The organism is Streptomyces sp. NPDC001492, assembly GCF_053597275.1.
Genome location: NZ_JBSFHW010000021.1, coordinates 54,438 through 75,070, shown reverse-complemented (window position 1 = coordinate 75,070; position 20,633 = coordinate 54,438). Strand labels below are relative to the sequence as shown.

The following is a 20,633-nucleotide window of genomic DNA, read 5'->3' as shown; positions in this document are numbered from 1 at the left end:
GGCGGGGCCGGTCCGTCGCTGTAGGAGGTGAGCGGACCGGCCCCGCCGGATCGTTGCGGGGAGATCAGACGCAGGTGCGGGCGCCGGGCGGCGGCGCGGTCACCACCAGCGGGACGCCCTCTTGCGCTTGGGCGCCTTGCTGGGGTCGTGGCCGACCTTGCGCAGCTCATGGGCGTAGAAGCCGCGCGAGTTGGCGGTCAGGATGCCGGGCAGACCGTGCACCGACCAGACGCCGTTGAACGGCGGCGCCTCGTCGATGATGTGGCCGCGCTTGCCGACCAACCGGCGCTCCTCGCAGGAGACGACTTGGACGATGTCACCGGCCTGGAACATCAAAACCACCCCGAAGACTTCTTGGCGGCCTTCGCGGCGGCGGCCTCGTCCACGATCCGCTGTCGCTCCTTCTGCAGCGCGGCCAGTTCGCTGCTCAGCCGAGCGTTGACGGTGTTCCATGCCTCTTCCAGGGCGCGTTCGGCGCGCGCGGTGCTCTTGCCGCGCAGCACCCGATAGGAGCCGCCCACCAGGGCGCCCCTGACCTTGCGGCGCTCCGCACCGGTCAGCGGCCACATCTCCTCTTTCTGCACCGCTTTGATCTTGCGTTCTGTCTGCCGGATCTCGCGGTCCAGGCCGCTGGTGTTGGGCTTAGCCATGGTCAACTTCCCTTCATGGAAAAGTGGTTGGCGGAAGTAGCGGTGTCGGGGTAGGCGCACAGCACGCACATGCCGAGCGACGTCGGCAGGCAGTAGCCGTAGACGACCCGGCACTTGGGGCAGGTACGGCGGGCCAGCATCGCCAGCGCGAGCGCGCCCCACTTGCGCGACGTCATCGGCCGGACCGGCTTGGCCAGGTCCTCGCGGTACAGGTAGGCGACCTGCACCCCTGCCTTGCGGCCCCGGTGCTGGCGCATCACCTGCGCGGCGACCGGCTGACCGCCGGGCCGCAGGCCGCGGGCGCGCAGCTGGCGGCGGGTGGCGTAGCCGTCCGGGGCGAACTTCCAGGGGAACGTAGGGACTCCAAACCGGGCGCCGGACGGGTCGAAGCACTTGCCGTACGCGGCCATCAGGCAGCCACCCCCACGACCGGGGCGTCCGTGCGGGCGCCGGTTCGGCCGGCGCGTCGTCCGGTGACGGTGGCGAACAGCCGCCCGAGCCCCGCGCGGCGGGTTCCGGCGCGGCCCTGCTTGGCCGCGTACATCGCCTCATCCGCCCGCCGCAGCAGACCGGACAGGTCGTCGGCGGGGAAGTCCGCAGCGCGCACCCAGCCGAGCCAGACGGTCGTGCGGACGGCGGGGTCCTGGCCGTCGACCGGCCGGGCAAGCACGCCGTGCAGCACCGTGAGCATGTCCGCGGCGGTGCCGTGGTCGTCGATCAGGACGGCGGCGAACTCATCGCCCCCGAGCCTGCCCGCAACCCCAGAGCGGCCGACGTGGTGGGCGAGCCGGTCGGCGGTCGCCTTCAACAGCGCGTCCCCGGCGGCGTGCCCGTGGGTGTCGTTGATGTGCTTGAACTTGTCGACGTCGGCCAGTACCACGACCGCGCGCGGGTCCTTGAGCAGGGCGGTGGCGCGGCGGGTGAAGCCGTCGCGGGTGCGTAATCCGGTGAGCGGGTCACGCCGGGCGGTGTTCAGGCAGGCGCGCAGCCACCACACGTGGACTGCCCACCCGGCGGCCAGGGGCAGCGCAGACAGCAGGACCGTGGCCAGGGTGTTCACGCGGCCACCGCCTCTGTGTCATCGCCGGACGCCGTGGCGTCGGGAGCGTCCACGGGGTGCAGCGGGCGGCCGTCGGCGCGCTCGGCCTTCAACGCATCGCGCAGCGCACGGGCGTTGGCCTGCGAGACGTGCACCGCGGTCCGGATGCGGTCCGCGGTCAGCTCCGCGTCCTTCCATTCCGCGGTGACCGTGCGCGCCTCGGTCAGCAGCTCCTCGAAGGTGCGCTGCGCCTTCGCCTTCGCCTTGGCGGCGGGCTGCCGCCGCGGGCGCGGCTTGGGGGCGACGGGGGGTGCCGGCGTGTCCGCCGGGGGCAGCATGGGGGTGGGCTCTTCGGTGGAGGGGGAGGGGGCGAGGTCGCCCATGCGCAGCATCACGCGTTCGCGCCGCGGGGTCTTGGAACGCCACTTGCGGCCGTACTGCTCACGCAGGTCCGCACGGGCCAACTGCCGTTCCTTCTCCCGCGCCAGCGCCTCGCTGTAGGAGGTGACCTCCCACAGCGTCATGCGACGCCACAGCGCGAACGTGGAAGGGAAGGCGAGCAGCCAACGCGAGAACCGGATCTTCTCCATCCGGCGACCGGTGGCCGCGCCGATCCGCACGGCGTAGATGTGCGCTCCGATCTCGGAGAACACCACCCACAGCAGCGGCATCGTGCCGTGCGCGACCTTCGCCGACAGAGAGCGTCCGGCCGCGATGTTCAGCCCGCACGTGATCAGCGTGAGCACCCAGGGCACGAACCGCACCCACGCCAACGCCATATCCATCCGGATCAGCAGCAGGTTGGCCACGGTGAACACCGGAATGGCCACGTCGATACCGACCGGCAGCATCCACGGCGAGTGGAAACCCCAGCTCACCGCGGCGGCGGACACCGCATCGAAGGAGGAAATCAGACCCAGTGCACCGACCGCGGCGGCAGCGAACGCGCCGACTCCGGCAAGGCCCAGCTCCGGGCGGGTCAGCGGCGGCACCCCGGACGCGGGCGCCTCGGGGACGGGAGTGGTGGTCATGCAGCAACCCCCTTGCGCGCCGTGCGCCGGCGGGCGGGACGGACCAGGGGGACGACGTCGAACAGGTCCGGGTTCTCCTCGATGACCTGCGCGGCGATGCGGACCAGGTCGTCGGGAAGCTCAGGGTTGTCGGCGAGGATGTCGCGCGCCGCGTCCTCGCGGGCGGCGCGCTCTTCGTCCGTCTCGCCCGCGACCCCAAGCCACAGCTCAACGGGGGTACCGAGCGCCAGTTCCGCGAAGTCCTCGGTAGAGATGGCCTGTTGGCGGCCGATGTACGTACGCATGGCAGTTCTCCTGACATCGAAGGGATGCCGGGGCGGTCGCGGTCCTTGGCGAGAGGCGACCACCCCGGAAAGACAAGACCCGCACCGCAGACGCGAACGGGGTGGTGCACGGAGCGGGGAGGGTCAGACGGTGGCGATGATGAGCGCGGCGACCAGCAACCACAGGTGGTGGAAGGACTGGTCAAGCGCGTACGCGCCGGTACCGATGTGCGGGTTGTCGTCGCGGCCGGCGCGCGGGGTGCCGAGCCGGTAGAACTCGCCCTTGCCGGTCACCTTGGCCAGCCACGCCAGCGTGGTGCGGCGGTCGGCCCACCAGTGCGTGACGGCGTCGATGCCGAGTCCGGAGAGGATGGCGAGCGCGGACAGGTGCAGGTGAAGCAGCCAGACGACCGGCAGCAGGACGGCGACCTTGGTGATGGTCAGGGTGGCGACGTGCCGGGCGTCGGCGAGACGGCCGACCCAGCCGGGGCGGCCCTTGTGCGCGGCCTGGTGGGAGCTCTGCACCCAGTGGTCCCCCACGCTGTGGGCGACATACAGGGCGATGAACACGGCGGCGAAGGTGGCAGCGTCCATGGCGGTCACCGGCTCTCGTCGCGCAGCTGGATGAGCTGGATGGCCATGCGCGGGAAGTCGGCGACACCGTCGAAGTGCTCGAACGTCACGCCGTAGGTCTCGGCCGCCTGAAGCATGCCGTGCAGGATCGCGGCTGCGTCGGCCACCTGAGCAGCGGTCGGCCGGTGGCCGGTGGCGAAGTCCATCGCGGCCGACCCGATGCGGTGGGCGATGTTGTCGAGGTCGCGCTGATTCACAGATCTTCTCCTGTTGTCGAGGGACGTGAAGCCGGGGCGGTCGCGGTCCTTGGCGAGAGGCGACCGCCTCAGAGGGCGGAGCGGTGGGGTCAGATGTCCGAGACGATCCCGGCTCCCCTCAGCGCTGCTCGTACGAGACGAGCAGCGGAGGCAACCGGCCGCCGTGCGAGAGCGCGGCGGTGAGATGAGGTGGTGCGTTGTGTCTCCTTCATCGCGACCGCGCTCCCGTGTCAGGTAGAGCTGTCCGGCCTCGAAGTAGGCGTATGGAGACATGACCTTTCGGTCTAAGCCCTCCGGTTAATGCCAAGGCGCCGGGTCGCCTCCCCCCGTCCAACGCGGGGCTCCTGGTCATGCACCCGCTCGGTCCGCTGACGCGATCCGAGCGAGAGGAACATGTATTACCTGTTCCTCATCTTGCAGAGAGAGATACGCCCCGTCAAGCCCTTCGGCCGTTGGAGGTCTTCGATCCCCTCGCGCTCGATGTACCTACAGACTGGCGTCGGCAGCGACGACGTTCGACTTCGCGGTTGCGCGACTCAGGTCGTCCTTAGCTACCGTGAAGTCGAACCAAGTCGTCCCAGGAACTCGGAGGTTGGCATGGCGAACGAGCGACTGCGTGGCGCGATAGTGGACTTGGGCCTGACGCTCGATGAGGTTGCCGAACGACTCGGGGTCGCGGCCAAGACGGTCGAGCGATGGATCAACGAACCTGAGCGCAAGCCATACCGCCGCTTCCAGTTCGCAACAGCATCGCTGTTGAGGTGTGAGGTGTCGTACCTGTGGCCGGACGAGCGCACGTCAGCTGAGGTCGCGGCCGCCGGCAACGCAGAGTTGGTCAGGCTCTATCCACACCGGTCCGTCGTGATGCAGACCCTCTGGACCAACCTCTACTCCAAGGCGACCCGTCAGTTTGACCTGTTGGTGTACTCCGGGTTCTGGCTCACGGAAGACGCGTCATTCCACCGCATCGTGAAAGAGAAATCAGCCGACGGAGTGCCCATCCGGTTCATCCTGGGAGAGCCCACGTCACCTGCCGTGGCGGTACGCGGCGAGGATGAAGGGATCGGTGCCGCGATGGCGGGCAAGATCCGGAACGCCCTCATCAACTACGGCCCGCTCTTCGGCCTTCCGGGTGTGGAGTTTCGGTTGCACGGTACGACCCTGTACAACTCCATCTACCGAGCCGATGACGAGATGCTGGCGAACGGGCACCTCTACGGCGTCGGCGCCTACATGGCACCCGTGCTGCACCTGCGACGGGTGCCGGGCGGTGAACTATTTGACGCCTACGCTGAGAGCGTTGAGAAGGTCTGGGAATCGGCCCGTCCGATCTCTTCACCTGCCGATTGGGAAGGCACTGCCTGATGAGCCGCATCGACTACTTCCGCGACCCAAACGCCCCTCAGGCCAACTCGGTTGTGCCCTCGGTCACCGCGGTCGTCCGAGACGACGCGGGGCGGTTGCTGCTCATCCACAAGACAGACAACGACCTGTGGGCACTGCCCGGCGGTGGCCACGACATCGGCGAGCGCGTAGGTGACACCGTCGTCCGTGAGGTAGCGGAAGAGACCGGCGTTGACGTTGAGGTAGACAGCATTGTGGGCCTCTACACCGACCCTGAACACGTGCTGGCGTACGACGACGGAGAGGTCCGGCAACAGTTCTCCATCTGCTTCCGAGCCCACCCCATTGGCGGTTTCCTGCGCACGAGCAGCGAGTCAAAAGAGGTCCGCTGGGTTGACCCAGCGGACCTCGACGGACTCGACATCCACCCATCGATGATGCTGCGCATCCGGCATGGTCTCGACGACTCTCGGCGAGAGCCCTACATCGGCTAACCGTCGGCAGGGACCTGCGCCAACCGTCCCTCAACACGTTCCGACGCTGCATGGATCTCGGGAGCCGCGCGTTGAATGAACCGCCCGACGATCGTGTCCGGACCGTACCGCTTGACGATCTCGTCCAGCCGCTCGGCTGGCGTGGTCTCAGTCCCGTCAGGCGTCGTCGTCATGTCACAGAACAGCAGGGCGTCGACCAGGTCCGGACGCTCTAGCTCGAATTCCCCCTCAAGCTCATGCCTCAGTCCGCGCTCCTCGGCTTCTAGCAGGGCGCAAGAGTGGTGAGCCACGAGACGAACGACCCGCTCGTCCGCCCTTTCCTGGTCTCGAAGGAAACGTGCACCGTCCAACGGGTGAAAGCCGGTCGTGGCGATGGCCGGCGAGTACCCGATGTCATGCAGCACTGCGGCGGCTTCCAGCAACTCGGCATCGTCGCCCATGATCGGGCCCAAGGAGCGAGCGCGCTTGGCGACCCCCAACGAGTGCGCCCACCGGCGCGGGAGCGGATCGGACAGCAGCGATTCGGAGAGTGAGTACGCCCACTCAGTCAGTCCCATGACGGCCAAGACTACGGCCGGCCGGTGGGGGTTGGGAGAGCACGTACGGTCCGCCCCTTACCGTGAACGGTGACGATTAGGCCATTGCCCTCCATCTGGGCAAGGACACGACGCACAGCGGTACGGGAGGCACCGAACCGTACGCAGAGTTTCGCCTCAGACGGGTACGTGTCGCCCACTGAAAGCGAGTCCTCCGAGAACAGATCATTCATCCGCTCTGCGAGAGATCGCCGATCGTCACCTCGGACGACTCGCCATCCGATACCGGGTACGGCCTCAACTACACCATCGGCTTCCAGCACCTTGAGCGCGCGGCGGATGGTGTTGCGGGACACGCCGTGTGAGCGCATCAAGGCCGCCTCCGACGGCAAGGCCTCCCCAACATCCCCCGACCCGATCCGCTGACGTAGAGACTCAGACACCTGCAAGTACGTACCTCGCGGACTCGCCTGCGGCACGCGTCCTCCTCACCGATATGTCTCGACCTGCTCATAGCCTCTCATGGAACCCTTCCTTACCGGTCAATGTGTTGGTTAGTCAGCTTGCGCCCTAAGCGTCTGCATCATTTCCTGTACTTCGTTGTACGACTTCCGACTCCAACCATTTTGCGAACCGCGACTATACAGAGAAGGCCCTTGGTGCGCCGCATCGTATTCATCTAGGCGCTCTACTGTTGCATCCCGGCCGTCGAAGTACGGGGAGTCATCACGATCGCGATAGTGTTCGACTATGTCTTTCATTTCAGACGCCGGGGTCACCGGGTCGCGATAATCCGAAGCCCAGTCTTCGAAGGCGTCTTCGGCGTAGGAATCACGCTCATCCTCAAGCCTATTCAAGGCTTGCTCGGTTTCAAGGCCGGGGGCAACTTCCGCAAGCTCGCGCAATACTTCTTCTGCCGACTGGATCAGGTTCCAGTCACTGAGATCCCCCAAGGCCCATTCAACAGCCCAAGAGACGCATACCGTGAAAACTGTCTGCGCCTCCTCACTTTCGTCACGCTTCAATACCTGCAGCAGCGCAATTACATCCCCGGAGTCCTCTGCATTGGGTACGGTGTCCTCATCTCCCGCAGATTCAAGCGCCATCCGACGCAGGGTGTCCGATTGAAGGTCCAAACCCATTTCCAGGAACAACCATGCTCGGCGAACGGCATTCCTTGTTATAGATCCCCACAGACGCATAGGCTCAGCATCGAACGCAGCGACTGCTGCACCCTCAAGTTCTTTGATGCATTCTCTATAAATGAAGGACATAGGCCCCCCGCCAGATGCGGGAAATACGAGCCAAAGCGCCTCTAGCTGCTCGAATTTCCGGACAAGGCTTATCATGGAGAGCACTTCACTGATGTCTTTTTGGACGTAGTTGACAAGGTAGTCGCGAACTGACGGGTTATGGAATCCGACATAAATGCGCCCACGCAGCTCGGAACTCCTCAGCATGGTTCCGTCAAGTACACCAAGTGCCTTACGAAGATCCCGCAAGGACTCCCCATACTCTAGCCACAGCCTTTGCAGTGCTTCTAGATGCACGTCCGACATGAACGAGAGAAGTACCTTGAGGAGCTTGACATCCGTTTCGCTCAGCTGGTTCTTAACGATGTGATCCCAGACCCGATGCGGATCATCGAGGTTTGAAACAATCTCATTCGCAATCAATTCAGGCTGGCCGGACGCAAGCGTAGCCGCGATGATTCGGGGATTGAAGTTTGGGTGATCGATGATTGGACGGTAGACGTCCGGGTTCGCAAAGATCGCCTTTACTTCCCGAGGCAGAGGCGCGTCATAGACATGGTTGTAAAGAATGGAAGCTCTCGCTTGAACCGTGTAGTCAGTCAGGTCGATCACACAGGTCTGGATATCGAATGAGTGCCTGTCCAGCCGCTCATAACGCTGCCTCGCCTGTGCCAAAATGTATTCTCGCGTCGTCAGCACAAACCGTTTATTAGGGCTGCTCGCGACCCGCTTCATTAGCGCGAGGAGTCGACTGTCCTCATTTTTCCCAAGCTTCTCGTCAAGCGTCGTCTGCCCGAGGAAGTCATCATAATAGAAGACCTGACTTACTTCATCATCCCAAAGCTGGTTTGCTTCTTCAACATCCTCAGAGATCTCTACCAGTTCATATCCTGCACTCATATAGTGCGCACAAAGCACATGACAGAGTGTCGTCTTGCCGATTCCTGGAAGTCCCGCGATTACGCAGACATGGCCAGCTTCCAGGATGCTTAGGGCTCTCGCATAGCTGGGATTCTCTGCGTACGTGCGAAGGGTAGCGTCAAACTCCCGGGCCAACTCTTGGGAGCGCGTTACCACGCTTTTTGCCAGAAGGGAGCTTAGAACCGAAGCACTTGTAAGCCAAAGGCGTAGATGCCTCCGAACGAGGTGATCATGCTTTCTCAGTAGGGCATCTATTTCGTCTTTCCCGTAAATGTCTCCTGGCGTCTGCACGTAGGGCTTCAGCGCTTCGAAAAGTCTATCCTTAGCACTCTTGGTCAGTGGCACTGATGTGGCGAGGATGTACCGACTGGGCTGGAGCTTTGCCACTTTTGGCGCTTCTGTATTTTCGATGTGCTCAATTAGCTTTGCTCGCCCTGACCTATGCCAGTGCTTGCATTGCACGATGAGCGACCCTCGGCCCATCTGAAATCGACGCAGATCTACACCGGCGTCTGCCCCTGCGGAAAACAGTTCGAGCGGCACGCCAAGTTCCTCTTCGAAGATGTCCTTACAGACAGCCTCAAAGTCAAAATCTGTCAGCCTGCTCAGATCGAACGTCTCCATGATCCCTCCCCGATGGCGTGCGTGCTCCAGTATCGGTTGCTCGGTAGGCGCACGCGCCCATGTTGGGATGGTTGGCCACGGTGGAGGGCGCACCAGTCACTTGCGCTCAGGGCGGCTGCGGGACCAGAGGCACCACCTCCCGCGGCAACCCAAGCCACCGACGGACACAGAGCCTGAATCTGCCAGCTCGCACCTGTGCCGTGCACCGTGCCGAAGTCGCTCCGCGCACGGTATGCGATAGAGATGAGCCCTTCACGGAGCCCGCCAGGGAGAACGCGCAGGTCAGAGCCTGTTTCTCGGGTGCCCTAGGCATGCCCTCCGGAGCCGTGTGCGCAGGTTCGAATCCTGCCGGGGGCACTCGCCAAGCAGCCAGCGTGAACAGCCGCTGACCTGGGTGGATGCCGACAAGAGAGAGCGGGAGTCAGTCTCACTGACTCCCGCTCTCTCTCGTTGTCTCTCAACATTCGCGACACACCTCCGACACGCCCTGACGGCCAGGACCAGACCGCCGATCGCGGCCTGGTCCGCTCGGCACTGGAGGCCGCGGTCGCAGTCGGCGGCAGCGCCAGACGCGACAAATGTCCCGTCCCCTTCCGCGAGAGGGCACGGCGCAGGAAGAATGGGCGAGTTGGACCGTCGGCCGATGACATCCCAGTAGACCAGGGACAGGAGGCACGCATACCGACTGCTCGCCGACCGGCCAAGCCAATTTTTTTGCGTAGCGGCCTGCGACGTCGACCATTGCACGACAGTGCCTGATCAGTTTCGATCACGCGGAGACCAAGACGCCAAGGCGGCCACGAAAATCTTACTGACCGACCACCAGACATGTGCACCCGAACGCTCTTTGATGGATCAGCGACCTGCGCAAAACGAATTGAGCTACACGAAAGCGGTCCAATAATCCACAGAAAGGCTTAAGATGGCCCCTCAAGGCGATCAGGGCGACCCGAGCCTGCACCGTCGAAAGCTGCGCCTAGAGCTCAGGAGGGCGCGTGAAATTGTCGCACTGACCCAACGCGAGGCAGCTGAAAGACTGGATTGGTCTTTGTCAAAGATCATCCGCATTGAAACAGGGACCGTAAGCGTATCAGTGACAGACCTTAGGGCTCTCCTGCAGCTCTATCAAGTGCAGGACACGCATTTGATCACGGCGCTGGAGCAGGCAGCACGGGGGAGTAAAGGTAATAGCTGGTGGTCTACTTACTCCGACGTCATTGCCCCTCAATTCGGAACCTATCTCGGATATGAAGGTGCAGCAACATCGATTCACACATATCACCCCATTGTTATACCCGGCCACCTTCAAACGCAGGACTATTCAATGGCACTCCTGCGGCCCCGAGTCAACGAAATTTGGGCGACGCGAGCAGTCGATTTACGCATAGCCCGGCAAGAAAGGCTATTCAATTCCGACTCTTGCATCGAGAAGACTTTTATAATCGACGAGGCTGCGTTACGTCGCCAAATCGGTGGGGCATCGATAATGAGGCATCAAATGCTGGAGCTCGCAGAAAAGGGCGCCCTGCCGAACGTGACAATACGTGTATACCCATTTAACGCAGGTGCGCACTACAGTTCCTTGGGCAGTTTTGTTCTTCTAGGTTTTCCAGATGACGGCGATCTGCTGTACCTGGAGCACGCCACTGGAAGCATGACAGGTGGCGAGGACCTTGAACTACTCGCCCGGTACCAAGAGTGCTTCGAAGGCATCCTGGAAAAATCTTTGGACGAAGAGTCTTCATTGTCATTGATTCTCCATCTCTCCACCAAAGAAAGATGAGATGATTGATCTACGTGCGTGCACAAGCCAGTCGTCATTTATCACCATTAGCGACGAACTCAACGAAGTCACGCCAAGTTTTGCCGTGCAAGTTTAGCAGCGATCCGCGAAGAATTTTGGAATCGCGCACCATAACCGACTCTCCTTGTTGGAGAACCTCTACACACTCGCTCTCATTCCCACAGAAGCTGCTCTTCCGCCAAACTAGCTCGTTGTCAAACACTTAGTCACGCTCGCTTTCCGACCTTCAACTTTTCCATGCCGACGCTCACGATGTCGCGACATGGGCTGGCGCGATTGCACCGGCGCAGGTCTACCTTCCCTCGACAGGATCAAACCACACGGCGGTCGGTTGTATTCCTCCCGCCCCGCGCATCGGAACCGCCGGGTGTCACTCCGACATGTGTCAATCAGCTATTGCCATACAGAACTTTCCTCGGCTCTACAGTTCAGACGGTGGGTAGCGTTGTGACATGTGTCGGTTTGCTCTTGTCGGACCGAAGCTGGCTGTTGCATACTGAGCCTCAGGTATCCGCTGCCTGATGTCGCTGGGCAGCTCTAGCCTGCGGCGGCTACCGCAGGTTACAGAGGAGCGGGTTGCCGCAGATCCCCACTAAAAGGGCATTTGCGGCAACCCGCCCTTTTGCTCTCTACCGTGGTTGACCATTGCCGTGAGAGAATCACACACGCCATCATGGCGTCCCGCAATATCTCGGCTCCTACTTGAAAGGGGGCATGACAATGTATCGGGAGCTGAGGAAAATAGTATCTGAGGCGCTGCAGAGTTGGGCATTTACTGCAAGGTTTTGCCTGATGATCGCCGTAGTAGCCGCTGCGACAGCTGCAATAATGGGCCTCCGGTAAGTGAAGTGCTGCCTGTTCTCATGAGGTAGCGGATACCATCCGGGTGAGGGCTTCAATCGCACGGCGAGCCCTCACCCGGACTCTGCGATCAGGCCGCGAAACCTCCGCTACTCGTCGCCATCCTCTTTCAACGCCAGAGAAATGCGAGCATTGGCGGCTTCCTCGTGGCCGTCGATACAGCCGTGGTAGCGGCGGTGGATCACTTCCGGCGAGTTACCGACTCGCCGGGCCACTTCAGCGATGGCCACCCCAGCGTTCAGCCACCGCGTGATACATGCGTGACGCAGGTCGTAGGGGCGACCTGCCAACGGCGAGTCGATGCGCTCCGGCGGGAGCGCATACTCCCGCGCTTCTTCCCACACACGCCAATAGGTGGAGGAGCCGACCACTCCCCCGCGGTCGTTCCCGAACATGCGCCCTTCTTTGACGGTCCCGAACTCCTTCAGATGAGTGCGGAGGATAGCGACCAGGACCGGCGGGATGGGGACAGGCCGGTCGGTGGACGCCACGCGCGCCTTCAGGCCCGCCGGTCGTGGCGCTCGCCGGAGTCGGTCCACTGCTTGCCTGAGACGGGACGAGTCTCCCGCAGCGTCAGCGTGCCCCAGCCCCTCTCCGGCAGGTGGCAGTCTGACAGCCGTAGCCCGACAGCCTCAGCCGGCCGAAGCCCCGCGTAGTAGAGGACCGCGTAGAAGGCGACCAGGCGTCGCCCTCGGCACCGATCCCACGACCCGACGTAGGAGACGGCTGTGAGCAGCTGCCGGGCCTGTACTGCGTTCACCAGGACGCGCGGGTCAACCACGTTGTTGGAACCAGAGTGCTTCCGGCGGGTCCGCGGAAGCGGGTTCTCCGGGAGTTCCCCCACTGCCACAGCGTGTTCGAGAGCGGTGTTCAGGGCGCGGCGGCGCCGCTTGTACGTTTCGCCCGCCGCTGGGGTGCCGTCCAGCTTGTAGCTGACGCGGTACAGCACATCCTCGAAAACCGGCATCGGCGAGGTCACCCAACGGCCGGTCAGTCGTCGTGCCCCACTCGTACGCCGCCTTGAGTTCGGCCGGCGGGTCCTCGCCCGCGTTCGCGGGCACGATCCCCCACCGGAAGGCCAGCCGAAGAGTCTCATCGTCGGGAGCCCCGTCCCCGCGCCTCACCATGGCGAGGGTCACCGCGGCGAGCCCGTCAGCCGTCCCTTCCCGGGTCTTGGCCGCAGCTGTGCGCCACCGCCCGGCCATGTACTTCCGGCAGAACTCGAACCATCGCAACGGCGGCTCTACGGCTTTCGCTTCGGCGGCTTCGGCCGCCGCGCGTACCTCGGACTCAGGCAGCCCGGATTCGATCTCGAACGCTTCGCCCCGCGGTTCATGGCCTGCCACAGCTCGGACCGTCGGCTTTCCGCGAGCGCGGACGTGGTGAAGGTGTCGCCGTGCACCTTGCCTGCGACCACCCAACGAAGGCGCCACGGACGGGACTTGCGGCCGGTCTTGGACACCTTCCACAGCTTGACGTCGAAGGAGTAGCCCGGCCGGGCAGACCCGCGAGGGCGCCCGGCAGGGGTGTTGTTCTCAATGCTCACGCAGCGTCCTCCCGCTCCGCGAGCCAACGCTCTTACTCCGACCGCCTAATGCGTACGTCGCCGTTGGGGAGCTTGATCGAACGGGGTCCCTTCCCGAGCTGGCGCCACCGGTAGAAGGTCGATGGAGCGACCTTCAGATCAGCGATGGCCTCCTTGACGGTCATCTTCTCGTCCCGCGTACGGGCGCTCATTCCGCCATCCCTTCGGCTTCGTCCGCACCGGACAGGCCGGACAGCTCCAATTCCGACTGTTCGGGGTATTCATGCTGGTCAGATGGGCTACCCGGACAGCGCGGACACCTCTTCGGCGCCCTGCGTCCGGGTCTCGGTGTCTGGGTAGTACCGGCCGCCGGGGTCCTTGGTGAGCTGTCCGGCCTCGGCCATGCGGTTGCAGGTGCGGCGGATCGTGTCGATTGGGGCGATGCCCAAGGTGATGCATATCCATGGGCGATGAATATTGGATATAAGAAGATCTACCTCAGGGGGTTGGACGAAGCTGATGCAGAGCTAGTAGTAGCCGCATGGAGTCAACATGGCGAAAAGGGACTTGGCCGCTTGACTGATTGGGATAATAACGCCCAGCGGGCAGCGGAACTCCTGAGGGCAATTCGTGAAGAGGCGGCTGAAGAGGACGGTGCCCTACTTGGTGGAATGATTCGTGTGCGCCATGGCGATTACTTTACAGATCGCGTAAGAGATTTGATGAGATCTCTTGCCTCGCGGAGAACTTCCTCAGGACATACACTGTCCAGCGCCTTCCTTTACATCGCGGCTGCACATTCGGCGCGTTTGTATCTCGCGCCAAGCATTCTCGCAGAAACGCTCGGCGTATCGACTTCTCACGTCACAAGCGAGATCGTAATTCCACTTCGGGATGAGGCCGCCGTCACCATGGCCGGAGGCGGTGTACTGACCCGTCATAGGCTCATTGCTGAAGCCTGCCTCACCGTCGCGGAACAAGTCAACGTAAATCTCGCAGAAACATACGCCAAGCTGGTCCGGGCTGCGATACGAGCCGGGCGTCACCATTTTATTCGCGACTACGAAAAGTATCCTAATCTATGTCGCTCCTTTGAGAAGTCACGTCCGGATATCGCCCTAGCCACTGCCAGGGTAGCGGTGGACGAGGAACAGAACGACCTGGGTTATATTCACAACCTTACACACGTCCTTCGTAAAGCGGATCAGGCTGATGAGGCGGCCTTCATCTCGGAAAAGACCTCTAAAAGACTTGCTTCAATGCGAGACCGAACTCTTTCAAATAAAGAAAGAGTTTTCTATCTCGAATGGGCGAGCGCCGAGGGCACACTGGGCAATCGAGGCATGAGCGTTTGGCTGTCGTCAATCTCACTGGCGGACCTGGAGGGAAATAAGTCTCCAGGGTCTCGTCACATTGAAATTGCTCTCGCTGCCGTGGGTTCGGCGATGGTAACAATGCATCAGAGAGAGCCTGTGGAAGGACTTGCTACGGGCGTGCGGGCTGCGGAGACGCTCGGCCACCTTCTCGACCTCGGTGAAACTGCGAAATCCTACTTTTCGCGCCATCGGCGCCTAGCCGACGACTGGGGTGTCCCCAAAATTGACCTGAGCGACTGCAAGCCTGCATTTGAAAAAGGGATTGCAACGGCCTGGGCCTTTCGGGAACGGGAATTACCACAACTAGTTGCGGCGCCCAAACTGTCGTTCGCGGGCATGTATAAAGATCTGGGAATTTCGTGATTTCCGCATTACCTTGACCGAAGGGGTTCAAGTCAGGTTGTTGCGCTTTCGCCGCACCCGGGCTCGTCACCGTGCTGTTGGCCCCGTCGGCGGTGTCAGGCCGTGCGTTTGCGGGATGTCGTCTTCTTGGCGGGGGTCTTTTTTGCGGTGGTTGTTTTCGCCGCCGTCTTCTTCGCGCCCTGCGTCGATTTCGCCGTCGACTTCTTTGCCGAGGCCGACGCCGTCGTCTTCTTCGCCGTCGTCTTCTTCGCCGTGGACGTCGACTTCTTTCCGCCCGCCTGTTTCGGGGCCGTTCGGGCCGACTTGCGGGCCGGGAGATCCCTGACCTCCGCCTCCTCGCCGCGCGACTCCTTCGCGGCCTTCACGCTCTTTTCCAGTGCTGCCATGAGGTCCAGGACCTTGCCGCCCTTTGCCGGTTCCGGGGCCTCCGGTGGTGCCTCGCCGGCCGCCTTCGCCGCCACGACCTCCTCGAGTGCCTCGCGGTATTCGTCGTGGAGTTCGTCGAGCTCGATCCCGCCCAGGGTGTCCATCAGGGCGTCCGCCAGGTCGAGTTCCTTGTCGTTGATGTTGACCTTTGCGTCGGGGGCCACGCCCTCGGGGGCGCGGACCTCGTCCGGCCACAGGAGGCCGTGCATGGCGATGGCGTCCTCCACCACCCGCAGCATGCCCAGCCGTTCCCTGCCGCGCAGGGCGAACTTGGCGATCGCCACCTTGTTGCTGCGTTTGAGGGCCTCGCGCAGGAGGGTGTACGGCTTGGCGGCCGGGGCGCCGCCCGCGGCGAGGTAGTACGCCGCGTCCATCTGGAGGGGGTCGATGCTGTCCGCCGGAACGAAGGCCACGATCTCGATCGTCTTCGCCGTGGGGAGCGGCAGGTGGGCCAGGTCCTCGTCCGTGATCGGGATGATCGTGCCGTCCGCGTCCTCGTAGCCCTTGCCGATCTCCGCGCCGCTCACTTCCTTGTCCTCCAGTTCGCAGACCTTGCGGTAGCGGATGCGGCCGCCGTCCTCCACATGGATCTGGCGGAAAGAGATCGAGTGGCTCTCGGTGGCGTTCACCAGCTTGATCGGGATGCTGACCAGGCCGAACGAGATGGCGCCGTTCCATATGGATCGCACGTGCAGCACCCTTTCGGTCTGTTTTGAACGATTTACGCAGTTCAAAAGGTTTCATTGCAGTCTGCGTGAGATTCTCATCGTATGACGCCGATCACAGAGGTGGAGGGGCGACGGCTCGCGCTCAGCAACCTCGAAAAGGTGCTGTATCCCGCGACCGGGTTCACCAAGGGCGAGGTGCTGCACTACTACGCCACCACCGCCGACCACCTGCTCCCCCATCTCCGCGACCGGCCCGTCTCCTTCCTGCGGTATCCCGACGGGCCGGACGGGCAGGTGTTCTTCGCCAAGAACGTGCCCCCGGGTACACCCGACTGGGTCACCACCGCCGAGGTGCCGCGGATGGAGGGGCCGGCGCGGATGGTGCTCGTACAGGATCTGGCGAGTCTGATGTGGGCCGCGAACCTCGTCACCGAGTTCCATACGCCTCAGTGGGTCGTCCAGGACGCCGGTGTCGCCGACCGGATCGTCTTCGATCTCGATCCGGGGGCGCCCGCGTCCGTCGTCGACTGCTGTCAGGTCGCCCTCTGGCTGCGGGAACGGCTCGCGGCCGACGGCATCGACGCCTTCGCCAAGACCTCCGGGTCCAAGGGGCTGCACTTGCTCGCCGCGGTACGGCCCACTCCGTCCGAGCAGGTGAGCGAGTACGCCAAGCAGCTCGCCGTCGAGGCCGAGCGGGCCATGCCCCGGCTCGCCCTGCACCGGATGACCCGGAGCCTCAGGCCCGGCAAGGTCTTCGTCGACTGGAGCCAGAACGCCGCCCGGAAGACCACCGCCACGCCCTACACCCTGCGCGCCCGGCCCGAGCCCACCGTCTCCGCGCCGGTCACCTGGCGCGAGGTCGAGGAGTGCGGGTCTGCTGCGCAGCTCACCTTCCAGGCGCCGGATCTCGCTCCCCGCCTGCAGGACTACGGCGATCTGCTCGCCCCGCTGCTCGATCCCGCCGGTGCGGCGCCGCTGCCGTGAGGCCTCCGGCCTCGGGGGTGACCGTCCCTGGGGCTGCGCCCCCAGACCCCCTTCGGCCTGAACGGCCTCGTCCTCAAACGCCGGACGGGCTGACTAAAGCAGCCCTCACACCCTCGTCCACGTCCCCCTGTCCCGCGCCATCGCGTGCAACGCCTCCACGTCCGCCGGCTTGAGGACGCCGCCGAGGCGGGCCAGGCCCTCGATGTCCGTGTCCTTCAGGACGCGGACCTCGCGGAGCGGGGCCGGGACCGTGACGTCCGCGGGCTCCACGAGGGCCAGGACCGGGTGAACCTCGGCGGTCAGCGCGTACGACGCCCGGTCGGCGTCCGCGCGGACGCGGCGCAGCAGCGGGTGGGGCTCGCGGCGGCCCAGGGTGACCATGGGGTCGGCCACCGTCACCTTCTGCTTACGGGCGTACACCGTATGGACGGCGAACAGTCCGCCCGGGCCGATCGCCAGGTGGTGGATGCGGTCGCCGCCGGGCAGCGGGACCGAGTGCAGGGCGTGCCAGCCCGCGCCGTCGAGGCGGTCCAGGGCCTCGCCGACCGACTGTTCCGCCGCCAGCGCCCGGCGGCGCGGGTCCGGACGCAGCCGGTGCGGCGGGCCCGGTTCCCGGTCCAGGGCGACCAGCAGCGCCTCGCCGGGGCGGTTGGGCGCCAGGTCGTCGTCCGGGTGGAGGGAGAGCCGGGCCAGCTCGGCCGGGGTCGGGACGGGCGGCGGGCCGACGGTCACCGGGCCCGTGAGGAAGGGGCCCAGGGCCTGCAGCACGCCCTCCCGCTCGTCCTCGCTGAGCAGGTTGACCCTGGCGGCCTCCCTGTCGTACCAGGCGACGTTCCGCCCGTCCGTGAGGCATACGTAGAGCCGCTCCTGACCGTGCCGCCAGGACGGTACGACGCGTAGTCCGGTCATGCGCCATCACCCCTTGACCATGGGAACAGGCGGGGTGCTCCCCGGGCAAGAACCCGGCTACCTTTGAAGAGGAGTTGGGTTCCACGGAAGCGGCGCTTGGGGAGGCGTGATTGCGTACCCGCAGGAAGCAGCCCGACGTACCGGCTCCGGACAGTCCGTGGAACGAGATCGTGCCCGGACTGTGGATGGGCGGGCACGAGTTCAGGGGTCGCACCGGGCAACTGGAGTTCGCCGTCGTGCGGGGCGAGTTCGATCTCGTACAGACCCTGCTGAGACTGCCCGGGCACGGGCCCGACCCCGGTGTGGAGCACCACGTGTGGGCGATACCGGACGGGCCGCTGGACGGCACCCAGCTCGCGGGCGTGATGCGCCTGGCGCAGGCCGCGGGCGAGGCACTGGACGAGGGCCGCAAGGTCCTCGTCCGCTGTTATCACGGGTACAACCGCTCGGGGCTGGTCGTCGCGCACACCCTGGTCCGCCGGGGGCACACCACCGAGGAGGCGATACGGCTGATACGGTCCCGCCGCTCGCCCTGGGCGCTGCACAACGAACTGTTCGTGGACTATCTGCGGGCGGGGCTGTCCACGGCACGGCTCCTTGAGGAACTCGCCGAGTAGCCGGGCGATCAGGTCGCCGAGCAGCCGTATCGCCGGGGAGCCGAGTAGCGAGGTAATCGTTTCGCCGGACGAATAGGGTGTACCGGGTCACCGATCGTTCTCAGCCACAGGAGTACAGTGCTCCGCACTCGCGCCGCATGCGCAGCCCTCGCCACAGCCCTCCTCGCCCTGCTGGCGGCGGGCTGCGGTGACGCGGGCGGGCTGCAGGGCGCCGGGTCGACCCCGACCGCGACGAGTCCGGACAAGCTGTGGCCGAGCCTGAGCCCGGCGGCCAGTCCCGCCTGGGACTACGACAACGGCGAGGCCGAGGCCATGAAGGGCATCACGGCTCCGGGCGACGACATCCGCACGGTGGACCCGGTGGCCGTCGTCAGGGCCGAGATGGCCCAGCACCCGGACGACTACTCCGGCTCCAAGGCGCCTTACCGCGAGACGGCCCGCCGTATGGCGTACTGCGGCAAGCAGCCGGCGAACCCGAAGTGTCCGCTGCTCAAGGCGTACTACCGGGACATCACCGGTGACGGGCGCCCCGACCTGACGCTGGGCTTCCGGCTGCTGCCCGGCAACCAGACGGCGGTGCGCGTCTACACCGTGGAGGCGGGCCGGGTGGTCCAGGTCATGTCGAACAACGACGCGGTGAGCGGGGTCGAGCTGGCCGGGCGTTCCGTCATCATCCACGCGCCGTCCGACCTCGCCGACTACGAGTACCGCTTCCAGTGGACCTGGGACCCGAACCAGCGCGTGATGCTGCTGACCCACGACGAGATGCTGCACATCGGCAAGCGCGAGCGCCCCACGCGCCCCTCCGGACCCCGCTCCGCCTCCCCGTCCCCCTCCTCCCCCTCGGCGACCTCATGACGAGGCTCTCGCTCCCCCAGTGGGCGGGCACGCTCGCCCTGAAGGCCGCCGTCTTCATCGCCGTGATGTGCTGTGCGCTCGCCGCGCTGCTCGGCGTGCTCGTGCACGTGTCGGTGACGAACCAGACCGTCGGCCAGGCCCGCGACCTCGCGCTGTCGCGCCTGACGGACGCCACGAAGGCGTACCAGGCCGGGGACTCGCTGCTGCCCGGGGCGGGCGTCGATCCCCCGGGGCTGCCGAGGGCGCTGCGGGAGCTGGCGGCGGACGGGGACCGCGGCACGATGGTCTCCGAGCAGCACGGGCATCCCACGATGTGGGCGGCGGGCCCCGCGGACCGGAACAGGGCGCTCGCCGTCGAGGTCGACTACGCGCAGCAGTCCCGTACGATCGCCGCGCTCGACCAGTCGATCCTGTGGTCCTCGGGCCTGGCCATCACGGTGACGCTGCTGGTGGGCGCGTTCGCGGTGACCCGGGTGACACGGCGGCTGCACGCCACGGCGCAGGTGGCCCGGCGGATCAGCGCCGGCGACCTGGACGCACGCGTCGACGACCCCCGTACGAAGGATCCGACGCACCCGCAGGACGAGGTGGCCGCCGTCGCCGCCGCACTGGACTCGATGGCGGCCTCGCTGCAGGGCAAGCTGCTGAGCGAGCAGCGCTTCACCGCGGACGTGGCGCACGAGCTGCGCACCCCGCTGACCGGGCTGCACGCGGCGGCCGAGCTGCTGCCGCCGAGCCGGCCCACGGAGCTGGTGCGGGACCGGGTGGCCGCGCTGCGCACGCTCACCGAGGACCTGCTGGAGATCTCCCGGCTGGACACCGGGCGGGAGCAGCTGGAGCTGGACGCGGAGGAGCTGGGCGCGCTGGCGACGCGGGTGGTGCGGGCGTCGGGGACCGACACGGAGGTCGTCGTCCTGCGGGACGCCCGCGTGGAGACGGACCGGCGGCGGCTGGAGCGGGTGCTGGGGAATCTGGTCGCCAACGCGCACAAGCACGGGCGGGCGCCGGTGTCTCTGACAGTGGACGGGGCGGTGGTGACCGTGCGGGATCACGGGGACGGGTACCCGGACTATCTCCTTGAGCATGGGCCGCAGCGGTTCCGGACCGAGGGGGGTGCCAGGGGGCACGGGCTCGGGTTGACCATTGCGGTCGGGCAGGCCGAGGTGCTGGGGGCGCGGCTGGAGTTCGCGAACGCGGTGGATGGTGGGGCGGTTGCCATTCTGACGCTTGGCCGAACCGACTGATCGAGAGCTCGGG

At 65.0% G+C, this 20,633-nt stretch carries 26 protein-coding genes; 8 read left to right on the top strand and 18 right to left on the bottom strand.

What is annotated here, in order from left to right:
* Positions 1-99: 99 nt before the first annotated feature.
* The 8 genes from ACWC1K_RS25880 to ACWC1K_RS25845 form a co-directional block, all read right to left on the bottom strand.
* Positions 100-342, bottom strand: coding sequence for a hypothetical protein (locus tag ACWC1K_RS25880; RefSeq protein ID WP_450834627.1), 243 nt, complete (start codon positions 340-342; stop codon positions 100-102).
* Positions 333-650, bottom strand: coding sequence for a hypothetical protein (locus tag ACWC1K_RS25875; protein WP_450834625.1), 318 nt, complete (start codon positions 648-650; stop codon positions 333-335). The genes ACWC1K_RS25880 and ACWC1K_RS25875 overlap by 10 nt, the downstream gene beginning before the upstream one ends.
* 2 nt (positions 651-652) lie before the next feature.
* Positions 653-1,060: an RRQRL motif-containing zinc-binding protein gene (locus tag ACWC1K_RS25870; RefSeq protein WP_450834624.1), complete on the bottom strand. Its 408-nt coding sequence runs from the start codon at positions 1,058-1,060 to the stop codon at positions 653-655.
* Positions 1,060-1,710: a GGDEF domain-containing protein gene (locus ACWC1K_RS25865; protein WP_450834622.1), complete on the bottom strand. Its 651-nt coding sequence runs from the start codon at positions 1,708-1,710 to the stop codon at positions 1,060-1,062. Before ACWC1K_RS25865 ends, ACWC1K_RS25870 begins: the two co-directional genes overlap by 1 nt.
* On the bottom strand, positions 1,707-2,720 hold the full coding sequence (locus tag ACWC1K_RS25860; RefSeq protein WP_450834620.1) for a DUF2637 domain-containing protein: 1,014 nt from the start codon (positions 2,718-2,720) through the stop codon (positions 1,707-1,709). Before ACWC1K_RS25860 ends, ACWC1K_RS25865 begins: the two co-directional genes overlap by 4 nt.
* A complete protein-coding gene (locus tag ACWC1K_RS25855) occupies positions 2,717-3,004 on the bottom strand; it encodes a hypothetical protein (RefSeq protein WP_450834618.1) in 288 nt (95 codons plus the stop codon). Before ACWC1K_RS25855 ends, ACWC1K_RS25860 begins: the two co-directional genes overlap by 4 nt.
* Before the next feature lie 123 nt (positions 3,005-3,127).
* Entirely contained in the window at positions 3,128-3,577 is a 450-nt protein-coding gene (locus tag ACWC1K_RS25850; RefSeq protein WP_450834616.1) for a DUF3307 domain-containing protein, read from the bottom strand.
* A 5-nt stretch (positions 3,578-3,582) separates the two neighbouring features.
* Entirely contained in the window at positions 3,583-3,813 is a 231-nt protein-coding gene (locus ACWC1K_RS25845) for a hypothetical protein (protein WP_450834614.1), read from the bottom strand.
* 597 nt (positions 3,814-4,410) lie between these two features.
* On the opposite strand from ACWC1K_RS25845, the gene ACWC1K_RS25840 reads away from it, so the two are divergent.
* Positions 4,411-5,178 carry a helix-turn-helix domain-containing protein gene (locus ACWC1K_RS25840; RefSeq protein WP_388072303.1) on the top strand — a complete coding sequence of 256 codons (768 nt, stop codon included), beginning with the start codon at positions 4,411-4,413 and terminating at the stop codon, positions 5,176-5,178.
* Positions 5,178-5,651, top strand: a complete 474-nt coding sequence (locus ACWC1K_RS25835; RefSeq protein ID WP_450834612.1) for an NUDIX domain-containing protein — start codon at positions 5,178-5,180, stop codon at positions 5,649-5,651. The genes ACWC1K_RS25840 and ACWC1K_RS25835 overlap by 1 nt, the downstream gene beginning before the upstream one ends.
* Here the strand turns inward: ACWC1K_RS25835 and ACWC1K_RS25830 are convergent.
* The 3 genes from ACWC1K_RS25830 to ACWC1K_RS25820 all read right to left on the bottom strand — a co-directional run bounded on the left by ACWC1K_RS25830 (position 5,648) and on the right by ACWC1K_RS25820 (position 8,985).
* Positions 5,648-6,208 (bottom strand): HD domain-containing protein, encoded by a 561-nt coding sequence (locus tag ACWC1K_RS25830; protein WP_450834610.1) that lies wholly within the window; start codon positions 6,206-6,208, stop codon positions 5,648-5,650. The genes ACWC1K_RS25835 and ACWC1K_RS25830 overlap by 4 nt on opposite strands.
* 11 nt (positions 6,209-6,219) lie before the next feature.
* A complete protein-coding gene (locus ACWC1K_RS25825) occupies positions 6,220-6,666 on the bottom strand; it encodes a GntR family transcriptional regulator (protein ID WP_450834608.1) in 447 nt (148 codons plus the stop codon).
* A 75-nt stretch (positions 6,667-6,741) separates the two neighbouring features.
* Positions 6,742-8,985: an nSTAND3 domain-containing NTPase gene (locus tag ACWC1K_RS25820; RefSeq protein WP_450834607.1), complete on the bottom strand. Its 2,244-nt coding sequence runs from the start codon at positions 8,983-8,985 to the stop codon at positions 6,742-6,744.
* A 922-nt stretch (positions 8,986-9,907) separates the two neighbouring features.
* On the opposite strand from ACWC1K_RS25820, the gene ACWC1K_RS25815 reads away from it, so the two are divergent.
* Positions 9,908-10,768, top strand: a complete 861-nt coding sequence (locus ACWC1K_RS25815; RefSeq protein ID WP_450834605.1) for a helix-turn-helix domain-containing protein — start codon at positions 9,908-9,910, stop codon at positions 10,766-10,768.
* Between the two features lie 34 nt (positions 10,769-10,802).
* Here the strand turns inward: ACWC1K_RS25815 and ACWC1K_RS25810 are convergent, their stop codons facing one another.
* From ACWC1K_RS25810 to ACWC1K_RS25790, 5 genes are all read right to left on the bottom strand, one after another.
* Entirely contained in the window at positions 10,803-10,991 is a 189-nt protein-coding gene (locus ACWC1K_RS25810; protein ID WP_450834603.1) for a DUF397 domain-containing protein, read from the bottom strand.
* A gap of 748 nt (positions 10,992-11,739) precedes the next feature.
* The gene (locus ACWC1K_RS25805) at positions 11,740-12,141 is read right to left on the bottom strand and encodes a hypothetical protein (RefSeq protein ID WP_450834602.1); all 402 of its coding nucleotides are present in this window, start codon (positions 12,139-12,141) and stop codon (positions 11,740-11,742) included.
* A gap of 8 nt (positions 12,142-12,149) precedes the next feature.
* A complete protein-coding gene (locus tag ACWC1K_RS25800; protein WP_450834600.1) occupies positions 12,150-12,617 on the bottom strand; it encodes a hypothetical protein in 468 nt (155 codons plus the stop codon).
* Positions 12,618-13,228: 611 nt separating this feature from the next.
* Positions 13,229-13,387, bottom strand: a complete 159-nt coding sequence (locus ACWC1K_RS25795) for a helix-turn-helix transcriptional regulator (protein WP_450834598.1) — start codon at positions 13,385-13,387, stop codon at positions 13,229-13,231.
* Positions 13,388-13,474: 87 nt separating this feature from the next.
* Positions 13,475-13,624 (bottom strand): hypothetical protein, encoded by a 150-nt coding sequence (locus tag ACWC1K_RS25790; protein ID WP_450834597.1) that lies wholly within the window; start codon positions 13,622-13,624, stop codon positions 13,475-13,477.
* 21 nt (positions 13,625-13,645) lie between these two features.
* Here ACWC1K_RS25790 and ACWC1K_RS25785 point away from each other — a divergent pair, with 21 nt between their 5' ends.
* The gene (locus ACWC1K_RS25785; protein WP_450834595.1) at positions 13,646-14,914 is read left to right on the top strand and encodes a hypothetical protein; all 1,269 of its coding nucleotides are present in this window, start codon (positions 13,646-13,648) and stop codon (positions 14,912-14,914) included.
* A 95-nt stretch (positions 14,915-15,009) separates the two neighbouring features.
* On the opposite strand, the gene ku is transcribed toward ACWC1K_RS25785, so the two are convergent.
* On the bottom strand, positions 15,010-16,029 hold the full coding sequence (gene ku / locus ACWC1K_RS25780) for a non-homologous end joining protein Ku (RefSeq protein WP_450834593.1): 1,020 nt from the start codon (positions 16,027-16,029) through the stop codon (positions 15,010-15,012).
* An 81-nt stretch (positions 16,030-16,110) separates the two neighbouring features.
* Here ku and ligD point away from each other — a divergent pair, with 81 nt between their 5' ends.
* Positions 16,111-16,992, top strand: coding sequence for a non-homologous end-joining DNA ligase (ligD, locus tag ACWC1K_RS25775; RefSeq protein ID WP_450834592.1), 882 nt, complete (start codon positions 16,111-16,113; stop codon positions 16,990-16,992).
* A gap of 105 nt (positions 16,993-17,097) precedes the next feature.
* Here the strand turns inward: ligD and ACWC1K_RS25770 are convergent, their stop codons facing one another.
* Complete coding sequence (locus ACWC1K_RS25770) at positions 17,098-17,901, bottom strand: nuclease-related domain-containing protein (protein WP_450834590.1); 804 nt, start codon at positions 17,899-17,901, stop codon at positions 17,098-17,100.
* Positions 17,902-18,011: 110 nt separating this feature from the next.
* Between ACWC1K_RS25770 and ACWC1K_RS25765 the strand changes: the two genes are divergently transcribed.
* From ACWC1K_RS25765 to ACWC1K_RS25755, 3 genes are all read left to right on the top strand, one after another.
* Positions 18,012-18,518, top strand: coding sequence for a protein-tyrosine phosphatase family protein (locus ACWC1K_RS25765; RefSeq protein ID WP_450834589.1), 507 nt, complete (start codon positions 18,012-18,014; stop codon positions 18,516-18,518).
* Positions 18,519-18,635: 117 nt separating this feature from the next.
* Positions 18,636-19,376, top strand: a complete 741-nt coding sequence (locus ACWC1K_RS25760) for a hypothetical protein (protein WP_450834587.1) — start codon at positions 18,636-18,638, stop codon at positions 19,374-19,376.
* Complete coding sequence (locus ACWC1K_RS25755; RefSeq protein ID WP_450834586.1) at positions 19,373-20,620, top strand: ATP-binding protein; 1,248 nt, start codon at positions 19,373-19,375, stop codon at positions 20,618-20,620. The genes ACWC1K_RS25760 and ACWC1K_RS25755 overlap by 4 nt, the downstream gene beginning before the upstream one ends.
* Positions 20,621-20,633: the final 13 nt, after the last annotated feature.